General features: G+C 44.0%; 13 protein-coding genes. 7 read left to right on the plus strand and 6 right to left on the minus strand.

Going from position 1 to position 15464, the window contains the following annotated elements; genetic code table 11:
- Positions 1–82: 82 nt before the first annotated feature.
- On the plus strand, positions 83–1528 hold the full coding sequence (locus MTX11_RS01845; protein WP_005246020.1) for a protein adenylyltransferase SelO: 1446 nt from the start codon (positions 83–85) through the stop codon (positions 1526–1528).
- 18 nt (positions 1529–1546) lie between these two features.
- The gene (locus tag MTX11_RS01850) at positions 1547–2185 is read left to right on the plus strand and encodes a hypothetical protein (RefSeq protein ID WP_155861719.1); all 639 of its coding nucleotides are present in this window, start codon (positions 1547–1549) and stop codon (positions 2183–2185) included.
- Between the two features lie 44 nt (positions 2186–2229).
- Here MTX11_RS01850 and MTX11_RS01855 read toward each other — a convergent pair whose 3' ends face one another.
- Both MTX11_RS01855 and baeS read right to left on the minus strand, forming a co-directional pair.
- Complete coding sequence (locus MTX11_RS01855) at positions 2230–2916, minus strand: response regulator (RefSeq protein ID WP_004278304.1); 687 nt, start codon at positions 2914–2916, stop codon at positions 2230–2232.
- A 13-nt stretch (positions 2917–2929) separates the two neighbouring features.
- Positions 2930–4582, minus strand: coding sequence for a sensor histidine kinase efflux regulator BaeS (gene baeS, locus MTX11_RS01860; RefSeq protein ID WP_243474217.1), 1653 nt, complete (start codon positions 4580–4582; stop codon positions 2930–2932).
- Positions 4583–4716: 134 nt separating this feature from the next.
- Between baeS and MTX11_RS01865 the strand changes: the two genes are divergently transcribed.
- The 3 genes from MTX11_RS01865 to MTX11_RS01875 all read left to right on the plus strand — a co-directional run bounded on the left by MTX11_RS01865 (position 4717) and on the right by MTX11_RS01875 (position 9364).
- Complete coding sequence (locus MTX11_RS01865) at positions 4717–5310, plus strand: hypothetical protein (protein WP_243474218.1); 594 nt, start codon at positions 4717–4719, stop codon at positions 5308–5310.
- Positions 5311–5611: 301 nt separating this feature from the next.
- A complete protein-coding gene (locus MTX11_RS01870) occupies positions 5612–7414 on the plus strand; it encodes an acyl-CoA dehydrogenase C-terminal domain-containing protein (RefSeq protein ID WP_004278309.1) in 1803 nt (600 codons plus the stop codon).
- 168 nt (positions 7415–7582) lie between these two features.
- Positions 7583–9364 (plus strand): acyl-CoA dehydrogenase C-terminal domain-containing protein, encoded by a 1782-nt coding sequence (locus tag MTX11_RS01875; protein ID WP_005103290.1) that lies wholly within the window; start codon positions 7583–7585, stop codon positions 9362–9364.
- A gap of 60 nt (positions 9365–9424) precedes the next feature.
- On the opposite strand, the gene MTX11_RS01880 is transcribed toward MTX11_RS01875, so the two are convergent.
- Positions 9425–9631 (minus strand): hypothetical protein, encoded by a 207-nt coding sequence (locus MTX11_RS01880; protein ID WP_005261855.1) that lies wholly within the window; start codon positions 9629–9631, stop codon positions 9425–9427.
- 174 nt (positions 9632–9805) lie between these two features.
- Here MTX11_RS01880 and MTX11_RS01885 point away from each other — a divergent pair, with 174 nt between their 5' ends.
- Positions 9806–10303: a phosphate-starvation-inducible protein PsiE gene (locus MTX11_RS01885; protein ID WP_004647497.1), complete on the plus strand. Its 498-nt coding sequence runs from the start codon at positions 9806–9808 to the stop codon at positions 10301–10303.
- 197 nt (positions 10304–10500) lie between these two features.
- Here MTX11_RS01885 and MTX11_RS01890 read toward each other — a convergent pair whose 3' ends face one another.
- Positions 10501–10953: an RcnB family protein gene (locus tag MTX11_RS01890; protein WP_138743079.1), complete on the minus strand. Its 453-nt coding sequence runs from the start codon at positions 10951–10953 to the stop codon at positions 10501–10503.
- 179 nt (positions 10954–11132) lie between these two features.
- On the opposite strand from MTX11_RS01890, the gene MTX11_RS01895 reads away from it, so the two are divergent.
- On the plus strand, positions 11133–11591 hold the full coding sequence (locus MTX11_RS01895; RefSeq protein ID WP_005246011.1) for a hypothetical protein: 459 nt from the start codon (positions 11133–11135) through the stop codon (positions 11589–11591).
- Between the two features lie 83 nt (positions 11592–11674).
- Here the strand turns inward: MTX11_RS01895 and MTX11_RS01900 are convergent, their stop codons facing one another.
- Together MTX11_RS01900 and znuD are read right to left on the minus strand one after the other, a co-directional pair.
- Positions 11675–13138 (minus strand): phospholipase D family protein, encoded by a 1464-nt coding sequence (locus tag MTX11_RS01900; protein WP_071850409.1) that lies wholly within the window; start codon positions 13136–13138, stop codon positions 11675–11677.
- Between the two features lie 106 nt (positions 13139–13244).
- Complete coding sequence (gene znuD / locus MTX11_RS01905) at positions 13245–15359, minus strand: zinc piracy TonB-dependent receptor ZnuD (protein ID WP_243474219.1); 2115 nt, start codon at positions 15357–15359, stop codon at positions 13245–13247.
- Between the last annotated feature and the right edge of the window lie 105 nt (positions 15360–15464).

Raw genomic sequence — 15464 nt, forward strand, 5'->3', positions numbered from 1 at the left:
ATAACGTGAACTCTCGCTTATACAACAGTTTTATACAGCTATCTTTGTTATAGTAAATTTATTCCAATCCTGTACTGATGCCATGTATTTTAACTCTCGCTATCAAACACTGCCCGCCCGCCTCTATCACCATCAAGTTCCGCTGCCGTTAAAAGGTGCGAAAGCCGGACATTTTAATGCAGCTTTAGCAGAGCAACTGCAATGGTCGGATGAAGACAAGGCGCAATGGGTCGAGATTTGTAGTGGTCAGAAAGTTTTTACTGAATTTGAACCCTTGGCTATGGTCTATGCAGGTCATCAGTTTGGACAATGGGCAGGACAGTTGGGAGATGGTCGCGGGTTGTTGATTGCGCAAATTCTGGATAAAAATAATCAGACCATTGACCTGCATTTAAAAGGTGCTGGTGCAACCCCTTATTCACGCATGGGCGATGGTCGTGCAGTACTGCGTTCAGTCATTCGTGAGTATCTGGCAGGTCATGCCTTAAATGCCTTAGGTGTAGCATCCAGTAATGCAGTTGGTTTTACTTCATCAATCCAAGGTATTCAGCGTGAGAAGCTAGAGCCGGGCGCGATGATGTTGCGTACTTCAGACTGTCATATCCGTTTCGGCCATTTTGAATGGATCAATCAGTATCAGCCAGATCTACTAGCTGAATTTACCCAGAAATGTATCGAATGGCATTATCCAGAATGCCTGCAAGCCGAACAGCCGATTCTGAGCTTTGCCACGAAAGTTATTCAGCGCACTGCGGTGATGATTGCCAAATGGCAACTGGTTGGTTTTGCACATGGCGTGATGAATACTGACAACCTGAATATTACCGGTTCAACTTTGGACTTTGGTCCTTATGGCTTTATGGAGCGCTTCCGTCCGAACTGGATCAATAACCACTCGGATTATCAAGGGCGTTATACCTATCAGCAGCAGCCAAGTATCGGACATTGGAATTTGTGGCAATGGTTAAACAATCTGGTCCCGCTCTGCCCTACAGATTATGACAAAGAACAATGGAAACAGGATTTAGCTGCATGTCTGGAGCATTATGAACCAACATTCTTGGAACATTATAAACATGGTTTAAACCAGAAAATGGGCTTGCCAAGTTTCCATAAAGACAGTTTTGACTGCGCTATGGCCTTTCTGCGAATTTTACAGAGTGAACAACTGGACTACACCCAAAGTTTTATCCGTCTGCAAAATAAAGACTATGAAGCCCTTAAAGATGATTGTCTGGATCGTCGTCAGTTTGAAGCATTTTTGACGCAATATGAAAGCATTCGAGAACAACAGGATATTGAAGAGTTAGACGCCGCCATGCACTTGATCAATCCACATTATATTATACGTAATCATATGGCACAGAAAGCCATTGAACTGGCAGAGCGGGATGATTTTTCTGAAGTAGGTCGTCTGTTTAAATTACTCAGTCAGCCTTATCTAAAACAGCCCGATTTGGAACAGCCTGAAGATTTAGCGCCATTGCCAAGTGATGTGCCTGAAGTGATGGTGAGTTGTTCGTCTTAATAAATAGACTCAAAAAACATGCAAAAAATTGATCAAACTAAATTGACACATGAAATTATTGAAACAGCATATAAGCTGCTTACTCACAAACTCGCATTTGGAGGATTAATTACACATAACGAAAGTGCTTTCCAATTAGAATTAGGACATATTTTAAAAACACTTGGGCAGTTGTATGAGTTTAGGTTAAGCGACAAATTCCATTTAGAGTTTGAAACATTTTTACCTTTAAAAACAACGAGTATTAAGAGTCAATCTGAGCGAGCAAGAATTGATATTTTAATTCGTTATCAAGATGGTGATCATCAAACTTGTGCTGCTATAGAACTAAAATTCTTTAAGAAAAGTAACCATCGGGAACCTAACAACCGTTACGATGTCTTTAAAGATCTTTCAAATTTAGAACTTTACAAGAGAAATGGAATCGACATTTGTTATTTCATTCTCGCAACTGATCATGCCCACTATTGCAACCAAATAAAATATTCGGATGATACCCGTGATTTTGATTTCAGGCATAAAAGTACGTACAAAGAAGGAACGATATTAAGTTATAGAACTCCTAAGCCTTACGGAAACGATATTACACTCATGCAAGACTATGAGTTTTTATGGGACCAGATTAACGATTTATATTTCCTGAAAGTACAAGTTTAAATAAATGTGGATGGTTAATAATAACATCCACATTTATTTTTTAATCAATCTTCAGGATATTCAAAACGGTAGCCCACACCATACACCGCCTGAATCCACTCATGACGGTTACCGGTTTCAGCCGCATCTGAAATCTTACGGCGTAAATTCTTGATATGACTGTCAATGACACGGTCAGCCACATCAAAACTGTCCGGATTAATATGATCCAGCAATTGCGCACGTGAATATACCTGTCCGACATGTTCCAGGAATAACTCCAGTAAACGGAATTCGGTCGGCGTTAAATTCAAGGCTTTTTGTTGATACCAGATGCGCTGTTGTGATTTGTCCATGCGGAATAAATCATTGCTTTCCGGTTCTGATTTACGATCCAGACGACGTAACACAGCCTGTACGCGCGCAACCAGTTCTTTCGGACTAAATGGTTTACAGAGATAATCATCTGCACCCATATTCAGACCCAACACACGGTCAATTTCTTCAGTACGCGCGGTTACCATAATAATCGGCAAGTCTGACTGTTCACGTACCTTACGGCAAATGGTCAGACCATCCATACGCGGCACCATCAAGTCCAGAATCATCAGACTCGGTTTACGCTGGGTAAAACTGTTATATGCTTCCTGCCCATCATGAAACATACTGACCTCAAAACCAGCAGCTTCCAGATAGTCTCGCACCAACTGTGCAAGTTCGATTTCATCTTCAACCAGCATGACATGTTTCATCAATATATTTCCTTTATAGTTTCATTTGTTTAGGAAAGCTTAGCTTGCATCGTAAACCACCCAACGGTGAATGTGCAAAGCTTAAGCTGCCGCCCAGCGCCTGCGTAATTTTACATGATAATGCCAAACCCAGTCCGGTTCCGCCAGTCGCCCGGGTACGCGAATCATCGACACGGTAGAAACGCTCACCAATACGCGCCAGTTGTTCATCAGTCAGACCAAACGGACTATCATCGACATATAAGGTCCATTCTTTATCATCTTGCGTAGTGTGAATATGCATCTGCCCGCCTGCTTCAGTATAGCGAATACTGTTACTGAGCAAGTTCGCCACAATCTGTTTAAAACGATCCAGATCCAAATTTAACTCAGTCCCTTCGCCATCTGCAGTGACCACTAATTCAGCCTGTTCAAAGTTCGGCTGGAAGTTAATGAGTTCCTGCTGCACCACCTCCCACGGATTCACCGTCGAGAAATAGAATTGCAATTGCTGGGCATCGACCTGTGCCAGCGCGGCCAGATCTTGAGTCAGTTTTTTCAGGCTGTTTACCTGAGCCAGCATAGACGCAAAATGTTCAGGGGTAGGTTTACGAATCCCGTCCTGCATCGCTTCAATCTGTGCTTGCAACACTGCCAATGGGGTTTTTAATTCATGCGAAGTATCTGCCACCCACTGACGGCGTGAGGTTTCATGCTGATCCAGAATCACCGCCAATGCATTTAATTCATTGGATAAATCACCTAATTCATCATTCCGGTTCACTTTAACCTGATATTGATAATTTCCTTGGGTCAAGGCACGTGTGCCATTGAGCAGACGTTGAATCGGCTTTTTGAAATAAGTTGCCAATAACAGGGAAGCAATCAGACTCGCCAAAATACTGAGTGCATAGACCAGAAATAAATAACGCTTCTGGTTACTAAAGAAATTGATACTTAAGGCATCATCCTGATCCAGAACCGGTTTTAAGCCCAAATAGCCGACAATCTGATTATTCACCATAATCGGACGATAAGAAATCTGCTCATCCGAAGCTTCACCGACTACAAAACGACGTTTTGCATCATACAGGGAGAGACGTGAACTGAGGCCGAGACGGTCCGGCATCTGGATAAACTGTTTTTTGCCAGTCGGTTGCTGTGTTGGCTGCTCACCATTTTTGCGATCAGTTCTAAACAGATTCTGATTGGAGCTGAGCGGGAATTTCAAGCCTTCAAAGGGCTGAAACTGTGAAGGCAAATTAGAGGCCAGCACACGTAATTCTTCTTCATTGATCTGACGTTGTGGCAGCGCCGGATCTACCATACTGGGTGCGACCTGAGCCAGAGTCTGTTCCTGAAAATAACGCTGCTGCAAGGCAATATCATACTGTCGGCGTAACCACCAGCGTGATAATCGGTCATAATCATCTGGTGCGGCTTCACCTTCCATCTGGAGAATCTGTGCCTGAATCGCATTGCCCCAGTCCTGATAGACCGCATAGACATCCGCCAGATTTTCAATCACATAATCCAGCTTCTGCATTTCGACATCGGCGACATAACGGGCGAAATTACGCTGCATATTCAGATGCAATACACCCAGACTCACCGTGGTAATGACCAGCGTGGTCAACAGCACGGTCAAAAATAGACGTAATGCAATGGGAATGCGGCGAATGTTCAAAATAGAAATCTCAATTTTTCTTCTATATTCATTATTGTAGCGAACACCGAGGCAAAAAACTCTTCATTGTTTCTTCATCTTTATTGTTTAATCTTTATCTAACATAGAATCAGCTTCTTGACAGGATAAATACAATGCAAACCATGACAAAAATAGCTTTAATCAGTGCAAGTGTTTTATCAATGGGTGCGTTGACTGCCTGTCAATCCACCAGCAATGTGCCAAGCAATGATCATCCCCACATGATGAAACATCATGAAGGCAAAAAACAGCATCTAACTCCCGAACAGCGTGAGCAGTTTAAGGCAAAGCGTGCAGAACGCATGCAGTTTGCCAAACAGCTTCAACAGGCCTGCGACAATAAAGCTGTGGGCTCGGCCGTTCAAATCAAGACTGGCGATAAAACCATAGACGGCACCTGCAAGATGGTCTTTAAAGCAGATCGTAAAGAGATGAAAAGCCATCGCGACATGAAAGCTGAGCATCGTCCAATGCGTGCTGATATGCGTAGAGGCATGATGCACGGTGAAGTCTTGACGGATGCCAAACGTGCAGAATTGACTAAACAGTTTGATCAGCGCCTCGCTCAACATCAGGCACATCAACGAGCCATGCTGCAAGCCTGTCAAGGCAAAAAAGACGGGACAGCTGCACAGATCAAGATGGGCGAACAAACCATCAATGGTAAATGTCATGTTCGTTTCCAGCCCACAGCCTCTGCCTATTAATGCATAGGAATCAAGGCTTCACGACTAGCACCTTCGGGTGCTTTTTTATTGCGTGCTCTTTCATGCATACAGTTGACTATTCGTTTCCTACAAAATATGACTAAAGTCTTTATACTCAAGACCTTTAATGCATCATACAGATTAATCTTTGACTTTACAGTCACCAAGAAAACACCCCGAAAAGCTTGTACCGCAGGGGAAGTTGTTGCACGATTAGATCATTCCAAACCGTGTCAGTGAAGACAGGTTTTAGTTCATCTAAGATTATAACGCTGGTTCAACCAGTATTGAGGAAACCGATATGCCACAATACAAAGCGCCTTTACGTGATATGCAATTTGTGTTGCATGAATTATTAAATGCTGAACAACACTATGCAAATCTCCCTGCATTCCAAGAAAACGTAAGCCGTGAGCTGGTAGATCAGTACTTAGAAGCTGCGGCTGACTTCTGTGAAAACGAATTGTCTCCGATCAACCAGACCGGTGACCGTGAAGGCTGCACCTGGAATGACGGCGTTGTCACTACTCCAACTGGTTTTAAAGAAGCGTACCAAAAATACATCGAGCTTGGCTTCCCTTCTCTTTCTGCTGAAGAGCAATACGGCGGTCAAGGCTTACCGAACTCTTTAGGTATCGCGATTTCTGAAATGGTCGGTACTGCGAACTGGGCATGGGGCATGTACCCTGGCCTGTCTCACGGTGCGGTTCGTACTTTAGAACACCATGGCTCAGCTGAACAAAAAGACGCTTACCTGCCTAAACTGGTTTCAGGTGAATGGACGGGTACCATGTGCTTAACTGAATCTCATGCGGGTTCTGACTTGGGTATTATCCGTACTAAAGCTGAACCACAAGCGGACGGTAGCTACGCAATCTCTGGCGAGAAGATCTTTATCTCTGCTGGTGAACACGACATGGCAGAGAACATTATCCATATCGTACTTGCTCGTCTGCCAGGTGCACCGAAAGGTACCAAAGGTATCTCATTATTCATCGTGCCAAAATTCAACCTGAATGCTGACGGTTCTATTGGCGAGCGTAACGGCGTACGTTGTGGTTCGATCGAACACAAGATGGGTATCCATGGTAACGCGACTTGTGTCATCAACTTTGACAATGCTAAAGGCTTCCTGATTGGACCTGAAAACCGCGGCTTGAACTGCATGTTCACGTTCATGAACACAGCACGTATCGGTACAGCAGTTCAAGGTCTTGCAGCATCTGAAGGTTCATTCCAAGGCGCGCTTGCATACGCAAAAGATCGTCTGGCAATGCGCTCTTTAAGTGGCCCTAAAGCACCAGAAAAAGAAGCAGATCCAATCATTGTACATCCTGCTGTACGTAACATGCTGTTGACGCAAAAAGCATATGCAGAAGGCGGTCGTGCACTGGTTTATCTATTAGCACAATATGCTGACGTGGTTGAACATGCTGCAGAAGAAGCAGACCGTAAATTTGCAGACAACATCCTGTCATTGCTAACACCAATCGCAAAAGCATTCCTGACTGAAACCGGTTCTGAAGCTGCGAAACACGGTGTTCAGGTATTCGGTGGTCATGGCTTTATTTCTGAGCACGGTATGGAGCAGATCGTACGTGATACACGTATTGCTTGTCTGTACGAAGGTACCACTGAAATTCAGGCACTAGACTTGTTAGGCCGTAAAGTATTGGGTACGCAAGGTGCAATGTTGAAAGACTTCACCAAGATCATCCATAAATTTGCTGAAGCGCACAAAGACAATGCTGCAATGAAAGAATTCGTTGAACCATTGGCTGCCTTGAACAAAGAATGGGGCGATCTGACCATGCAGATTGGTATGCGCGCGATGCAAAACCCTGAAGAAGTGGGTGCGGCTGCAGTCGATTACCTGTACTTCTCTGGTTATGTCACTCTAGCTTACCTATGGGCACGTATGGCATTGGTTGCTCAGGAGCAACTGGCTGCGGGCACCACTGAGGTTGATTTCTACAATGCCAAAGTGACGACAGCACGCTTCTACTTCAAGAAAATCCTGCCACGCGTTCGTTCACACGTTGAAGTGATTGCGACAGGTGTAGAGCCATTGATGAACCTGGATGCGGAACACTTTGCATTCTAAGTTAGTCTCAGACTAGCTACATTTCAGAAAAAGGACGGTCAATCAACAGGCAGTCCTTTTTCTTTATAAAGAGTTACAGAATTAACCTTTAGTCGTCTAACATTCAGATTTTGAGTGTTTTAGACTGATTAAAACTCATTTAATCAAACAATAAACAGGTGACACACCATGCCAATTTATAACGCGCCACTTGCCGATATGAAATTCATCCTGAACGATGTCTTCAATGCAGAACAATTCTGGCAGGCCAATGAAAATCTAGCGCATCTGGATGCTGCGACAGCAGAAGCGATTCTTGAAGAAATGGCAAAATTTTCTCAAAACGTCATGCTTCCTCTGAACCGTACCGGCGATGAAGAAGGCGCAAAAATTGAAAATGGTAATGTGACCACACCTGCTGGCTTTAAAGAAGCGTTCAAACAATATGCAGAAGGTGGCTGGATTGGTCTGGGCGCAGATATGGAATGGGGCGGCCAGGAAATGCCGAAAATGCTAACGGTACTTTCTGATGAAATGCTGTTTGCCACCAACCCGTCTTTCATGCTGTATCCATTGCTTTCTGTTGGTGCGGGCATGGCGCTGAACAGCTATGCTTCACAAGCACAAAAAGAAACCTATTTACCTAAAATTTATTCGGGTGAGTGGTCAGGCACCATGTGCTTAACCGAACCACATGCCGGTACTGATCTGGGTATTATCAAAACCAAAGCTGAACGTAACGAAGACGGCACTTATAGCATCAGCGGCACCAAGATTTTCATCACGGGTGGTGATCATGACCTGGCGGAAAATATTATTCACCTCGTTCTAGCGAAAACCCCAGATGCCCCTGCTGGCTCTCGTGGTATTTCCCTGTTCATCGTACCGAAATTCTTGGTCAATGAAGATGGTTCTATCGGCGAGCGTAATCCGGTCGGCCCAGGTTCAATCGAACACAAGATGGGGATCAAGGCATCTGCGACTTGTGTCATGAACTTTGACGGTGCCAAAGGTTACCTCGTTGGTAAAGAAAACGAAGGTCTCGCTGCGATGTTCGTGATGATGAACTACGAACGTCTGTCGATGGGTATTCAAGGCCTAGGTGCTTCTGAATTCGCTTATCAAAACGCTGCGCAATATGCCACAGACCGTTTACAGGGTCGTAGTGCGGCTGGCGTTCAGTCACCAAGCAAACCTGCGGATAGCATTCTGGTGCATGGTGATGTACGCCGTATGCTGCTGAATGTACGTGCCAATAACGAAGCTTCGCGTGCCTTTGCAGTTTATGTAGGTCAGCAACTGGATATCACCAAATTCTCTACTGATCCTGAAGCGGTGAAAAAAGCCAATGACCGCGTTGCGCTATTAACACCAATCGCGAAAGCGTATTTAACGGATACCGCATTCCAGGCGACCCTAGATGCACAAATGGTCTTCGGTGGTCATGGCTATATCCGTGAATGGGGCTTGGAGCAATGTATCCGTGACCTACGTATTTCCCAGATCTATGAAGGCACCAACGGTGTACAGTCACAAGACTTGATCGGCCGCAAAACCATTAAATGTGGCGGCGAATATATCTCTGAATATATCTCTGAAATCCGTGACTTTGCCAATAGTCTGGATGCGGATCTAAACTTTATTAAAGATGCCACACTGGATGCAGCAACTGAAGTTGAATCGGTGACTCAGTACATTCTGGAAGCAGCACGAGAAAGCCATGACTTCCCGAATGCAACCGCAGTTGACTATCTGCACGCTGTAGGTCTGTTGAGCTTCTCTTATATGTTCGCGCGCATTACCAATGCAGCGAAAAATAAAGACGGTGAGTTCTATCAAAATAAAATCGCTCTGGCACGTTACTTTGTACAACGCATTCTGCCTGAACTGGCATTACGCATTACTAAAGTGAAATCAGGTTCTGACGTCATCATGAACTTCTCTGAAGATTATTTCACGACTCAAGCTTAAGCTAAAAATCTGCAATAAAAACGCCTGCATCAGCAGGCGTTTTTTATGAAAATGCAACAATTAAACTTTTTGAATTAGCAAGGTATCCGTCTGATTATTGCTTTTCGGATTCGAATGTTTATTCACAATTTTGATATTCCCCTCTGACTCTAAAGACTCGCAGAGCTCCACCACCTTTTGCATATCTTCAGCCTTAATGCCTACGCCGAGGATTAATTTTTTTCCGGCTTCTAATTGGCTAATTTTTGTTTGAATTTTATCTAACACTTTTTTCTCCTATTTATTCAATGTTACCACCCATACAATATAGCAATTTAGTCTAAAAAAAGCGCAAAAGTTCAAATAATTTAATCTTTATTTTTCATTCAATCATTCTGTGCATGATCTTTGCACGTTATTCTGCAACTATCTTTATTTCACATGAAAAATCAGGAGGATAATATGTCTAAATCACGTCCGAAAATTGAAAAATTTGAAGCTCTCCTCGACCGTCTTGGCAATCTTGCTGTAGAAAGCTTTCATTATATTGCGCTGTTTATTATTGGCTGTATGGTGATCTGGTCCGCTGGCCATACCGTCATTGACATTCTGACCGTGAAACAGTTCGCCACCATTGACGACATTCTTCTGTTGTTTATTTATCTGGAACTGGGTGCCATGGTCGGCATCTATTTCAAAACCAACCATATGCCAGTACGTTTCCTGATTTATATTGCCATTACTGCACTGACCCGTTTGCTGATTGCAGATATTCAACACACGCATAAAGCCAGCATGGATCTGGTGATTATTACCGGTTCGATTCTGATTCTGGCCTTTGCGATATTAGTGGTGCGCTATGCCTCATGGACTTATCCATCCGTGATTCGTGACAAACATAGTGAAAAGCCATTACCCCTTGGCAAAACACCGCGTCCAGAAGATGATGAATTGGCATAGTCTTTTAAGCCCTCTTTTTTTGCACTTCAGCTTAAAGTAATACTTAAGCCTCGTTTAGGGTTTTGGGAGATTTATCTCAAGCAATCTCTCCCTTGCGTAGCAGTGCTACTCATCTCCTCACAGGAGAGGGAACTATTTTGGTCTTTTTGAGTTATTGACGTTTATAACTGAATTATCCGTTCAGAGTTTAGAGCAGTTTAACGATTCGGCACCAGCACATAGCGTCCGTTTTCATAAATCCAGTAGCTGCCACGCGGTGGTGCTGGTAACCCTAAACGCTGCCAATCGGTAATTACCGTATATCTCGAACTTTCAATCCGGGCAACATTCGGATCACCATTGACCCAGCTATAACTATTCGAATTTTGATAAATAGTGGTCGGTGCCTGATACTGAATGTTTAATCCACTTTGACTCTGTGCAGGTGGATAGCCCCAATATGGTGGTCGTTGCGGGTAATGTGGTCTTGGTGGCAGCGGACGTTGCGGATAATGCTGCCGTGGTGGATCATAAGATCGTGGAGCGCTGCGATAATTCGGTGTGGATCGATCTACACCACCATAACCCACCCAAGCATTGCCACCCATACTTTGTGCAGAAGCTCCTAATAGCAATGAAGTCAATATTGCACTCAAGAATACTATTTTCATCTGCGCTTCCTGTTAATACCTTGTCTATATTTTAAACAAAATAGATGCAGAAAATATGGATAAGGCTGCTGAGCCTGCAATTTTTTGTAATGCGCTTGCCTATTTTCAATCTAGCGGGCTCATCGGCATCCTGTGGCTTTATGCTAAAATCACTTTTTTAATGTTTCGAGTTGAATACTGTGTCTGATTTAAATTTCGATCGTTTGCATGAATATTTTTCTAAAGTGCCGAGTGTTCAGAAAGAACGGATTGATAGCTATGGTTCAGATGGCAAGCAGGCATGGTGGTTTAAATTTCAGATCAATGTTGATCACCCGCTGGCCTGGCAGACTGTGCAAGAGCTGGGACATGTCCTGAATTATATTTCTAAAAATGAACGTCTTCCGACGCAGTTCCTGCCAGTATCTCCACCACCGTATATGAATGGTATTGCCAGAGATTTCTTGTGCTGGGTGATTCAGTGTAATCATGCCGATTTCCCGCCCGATGTCGTATGTGACTGGCTAGAAGCGCGTCTGCCAAATCCGGTGGATGATGAGGCGCAATGGAAAATTAAAACCGATATTTCTGAACTGGATGAATTGACGGATAAAGAGCTGGATCAGTTGGTTCCGCCGAATCCAGAATCAAAAAGCTGATAATAAAAAATCTCCCTAAGTCCCTCTTTTTCAAAGAGGGACTTTCCTCCCTTTTTAAAAGGGAGGTCAGGAGGGATTTAAAATCAAAACGTCGACCAGCCGCTCCATTCCATAAAGCGATACAGCCAATATTTAAAGAACGAGTTTTCTGCATATTGCGTATAGTCTACGCTCATAGAACGGCCATTCAGATTTGACCATGCCCCTTCAAAATATTGCTGGGCATCCCGGAAGACTTCAGCCTGAGGCTGACCCACCACGCGCATATTGGTTTCCAGATTATAGTTTTTCAAATTGCGCACTGTAAAATTGGCCGAGCCTAAAATCATTTCAGCTTGCTGAGCGCTGCGCTTTATCAGTATTTTGCTATGGCATTGCTCGCCTTGAGTACGACACCAGCGCACATCTATACCTGCCTCGTGCAATTCTGAAGCCACCTGCCGGTTTGGAATTCCATTCTTTTCACGGCCAAAGGCATCTTTATTTGGGTCAAGTAAAATCCGGACTTTGACACCGCGTTCATGGGCCGCGATCAGACTTTTAATAATTTTGCGCTCAGACAGATAAAACATCGCCAGATCAATCTGTTCATTGGCTTTCGCGGTCTGAATCAGATTCAGAATCGCATCATAAATGGCTTTTTCAGTCAGCACCTGAACTTGTGGCTGGCTACTGTCTGCCTGAAAATCCCCAGCAACAATGGCTGGCATATTCGCTTGTGACATCCTGCCTACAGACAGTTCTGTTTTCAGAATATCCACAGCTGTGCTCCCCCAGACCAATAAGCCAATATTGGAATGCCGCGAACTGCCATCATGCGGGTTCATGGACGTGACCAGTGCTTTCCAGCCTTGATCAGTATCCACCACCATGGTTTTGCGATGATTGGCTTTAAAGTTAAATAAATCAAAATAACTGCGCAGAGTAATTTTTTCTGGGCCAAATGGGTTTGGCAACCAGCCTGTTTCCGGATTATTGCCAATGCCCTGGCAACAGATATACCAGAAGCCGGACCAGCTTGGATTGGAAGCGCGCAACGGCGTCAGATTGGTTTCAATCACATCAATACCGTGCTGACGTAATTTCCGATACTGCTCAGATCTAATCCCGCCATAAACTGAATTAATCGGATCGGTAATAAACTTGATTTCCACCTCAGGCTGCAGCAGGCGCTTACTGATTAAAGCATCACTCAGCTGTTGACTCAGTGCCTGATGCTGCTGCGTAGATGCACCGGTTTGCTGATTAAATAAAAACATGTCCAGCACAATCAGTGATTTGGCCTCTTCAATCATTTTCAGCATTTCATTAAAAATGCGATGATCTAAATGCTGTTTTCCTTCTGCATCCAGATAAGTCTGATCGGCCAGAAATTTGACTTCGGCATGACGCAGTTTGCCTGTGTAATTCAGACCTTCCGGCAAAGGCTTATACGTGTGGTAGATCGCCGAAGCCAGATAACCCACGGCCAGCATACTAATGATCAAAGCCACATAACGGCGATTCGACCAGTTTAATTTATTGTGAATTCGTTGAAAGATACGCATAAGATAAAACCTAACCCAATATACTCAGGCTAGGTTTTATCTTATGATTTTTCAAGTAGATTTCAGTGAGATCTAGATGATTTGGTCAATTATTTCAGTAGACCTGTTAGAAATCATATTGCACGCCGACAGTAAAGTTGCGGCCGACTTGCGGAATATTCGACAGGAAGGAAGTATGTGAATACACCTGATCATCAAGCAGGTTGTTGGCCTTGAAATAAACCCTATAAGCATTGTTATCTGCAAGGCTATTGGCATAGCTTAAGCCCACATTCACCATATTGTAGCCTTGGGTTTCATCTTCATAGCTGGCGATCTTGTCCTGATTAAAGACATGATAATACTCAGCCAAACCTGACCAGCCATCGGCAAAGTCTGCTTCTACTTTGGTGCCTAAGCGACCTGCAGGTACACGTGGTGCATTCTCAGCTTCAATCTTGCCACGCACATAGTCCCCAAAGACGCTGAGCTTATACATATCATTGATCTGATACCCGGCTTGTGCTTCTGTACCATAGAATCTGGCTTTGTCCTGGGTATATTGCACGCCACGTAAATTACCTTTTTGCGCTACCGTTTCGCCATAGATATAATCATCAAACCAGTTGTGATAGACATGCACATGGTAATCCAGTTTATCCCCTTCATAATGCAGACCTAACTCGAGATTATTTGAAGTTTCTTTATCGAGATCAGGATTACCTAGTTCATAGGTATTGGTCGCAAAATGCAAGCCATCAGCATAGAGTTCTTGAGCTAAAGGCAAACGCTGCTGATGTGATCCCACTACAGAAAGTTTGTAGTCCGGTGCAAATTCCCAGTTGGCAGCAGCGGATGCAGAGACACCAGTCCCCGAATAATCTTTCTGATCCGAATCTACTTTCACTTTTTGATGATCGACACGCGCACCAAGTTCAACATGCACATCGCCAAGTTGCTTATGCTCTAAAGCAAAAAGACTGAATTTGTCAGTTTTTGTGTCCGGCATCACGACACCTGAACTATGAACATGATGTTCTTCATCGTCCTCATCGCCATCTTCATGATGGTCATGCTCTGATGCGGCAAGATTAATTTTTTGCTGTGAAATCTGGGTTCCAATCACCCCTTCCCAGCCTGCAACTGGCACATGCACCAACTCTAAACGGCCGTCATAACCTTTGCTTTTAAAGTTACTAATGACTTCACTTTCTTCAAGTTCATTGTGTTCATAATCGGTAATGCTGGCATGTGCACGTAGTTTTTCAACACCGGCAAAAGGCTGTTCCAGTTCGGTGCGTACTTCATAGCGTTCAGATTTTAAATCTACCCATGGTCCACCATGCTCTTCATGGGCTGGTGCATCTGGGTCAGGTGTTGGACAACCATGAAAATGATCACCATGTAAAACACAACCATGATATTCATGACTATGCCCTGGTAAGCCATACTGATCCTGACGGTTGCTATAAGACAGACCGACAAAACCACGATCATGAATCCATGATCCGCCAATATTGACTGTTTGCCCTTCAGCAAAAGTATTGCCCACACGACGTTCTTTTTCTAATTCGTCATCATGCTCATGAAAATAATCCGGTGCAATATAATCATTGGCTTTACGTTTTGAGCCTTCTACACGCAAAGCAAAGTTTTCACCAATACCCGCTGTTACACCAGCACTCGCCAGTTTTTCATCACTGCCGCTGTTATAACGCAGGCCGACTGTACCTTCCAAACCATCTTCAGGCATTTGAGTTGGGATTTTTTGATCAGTGACATTGACCAGACCACCCACTGTTCCTGCTGCATAGAGCAACGTCGATGGCCCACGAATCACTTCGACCTGTTTTGCCAAAATCAGATCGACGGTGACGGTGTGATCTGGAGATAACGTGGAAACATCGGCTGTCTCTGAAGCATGCTGCAAGACTTTGACACGTGGCCCATCTTGTCCACGAATCACCGGACGGCTGGCCCCCGTACCAAACTGGTTAGAATATACGCCCAGTTCATCTGCCAATGCATCTCCAATGGTGGTTGCACGTTCAGACAAGGCTTTCTGATCTACAACATGATCCGCTACCGCAAAGTCCGCTGCAGTCTGCACCAATGGATGAGCTTGCACCTGAATGGTGTCCATGGTCTGCACGGGAATGGAAGATGAGGTCTGTTCTGCAAAAACTGTAGGGGCAGCTACAGCAAAAATTGAAAGTGTTATTAGATTCTTAGGGAAGGACATGACTGAAGCTCAAATTCACCATTTTGGATGAATGTTATAATATAACATTTCATTGTTTTTGCAATCCTTTACGATAATCCATCGCATATTTTATTAGAATGTGTT

It is taken from the genome of Acinetobacter lwoffii (assembly GCF_022809915.1).
Classification (GTDB): Bacteria; Pseudomonadota; Gammaproteobacteria; order Pseudomonadales; family Moraxellaceae; genus Acinetobacter; species Acinetobacter lwoffii_M.

Bases quoted from the DNA above. Each gene is read 5' to 3' on its own strand.
- znuD (WP_243474219.1), bottom strand. From the start codon at position 15,359: ATGTCCTTCCCTAAGAATCTAATAACACTTTCAATTTTTGCTGTAGCT.
- MTX11_RS01845 (WP_005246020.1), top strand. From the start codon at position 83: ATGTATTTTAACTCTCGCTATCAAACACTGCCCGCCCGCCTCTATCAC.
- MTX11_RS01865 (WP_243474218.1), top strand. From the start codon at position 4,717: ATGCAAACCATGACAAAAATAGCTTTAATCAGTGCAAGTGTTTTATCA.
- MTX11_RS01885 (WP_004647497.1), top strand. From the start codon at position 9,806: ATGTCTAAATCACGTCCGAAAATTGAAAAATTTGAAGCTCTCCTCGAC.
- MTX11_RS01890 (WP_138743079.1), bottom strand. From the start codon at position 10,953: ATGAAAATAGTATTCTTGAGTGCAATATTGACTTCATTGCTATTAGGA.
- MTX11_RS01850 (WP_155861719.1), top strand. From the start codon at position 1,547: ATGCAAAAAATTGATCAAACTAAATTGACACATGAAATTATTGAAACA.
- MTX11_RS01855 (WP_004278304.1), bottom strand. From the start codon at position 2,916: ATGAAACATGTCATGCTGGTTGAAGATGAAATCGAACTTGCACAGTTG.
- MTX11_RS01875 (WP_005103290.1), top strand. From the start codon at position 7,583: ATGCCAATTTATAACGCGCCACTTGCCGATATGAAATTCATCCTGAAC.
- MTX11_RS01870 (WP_004278309.1), top strand. From the start codon at position 5,612: ATGCCACAATACAAAGCGCCTTTACGTGATATGCAATTTGTGTTGCAT.
- MTX11_RS01900 (WP_071850409.1), bottom strand. From the start codon at position 13,138: ATGCGTATCTTTCAACGAATTCACAATAAATTAAACTGGTCGAATCGC.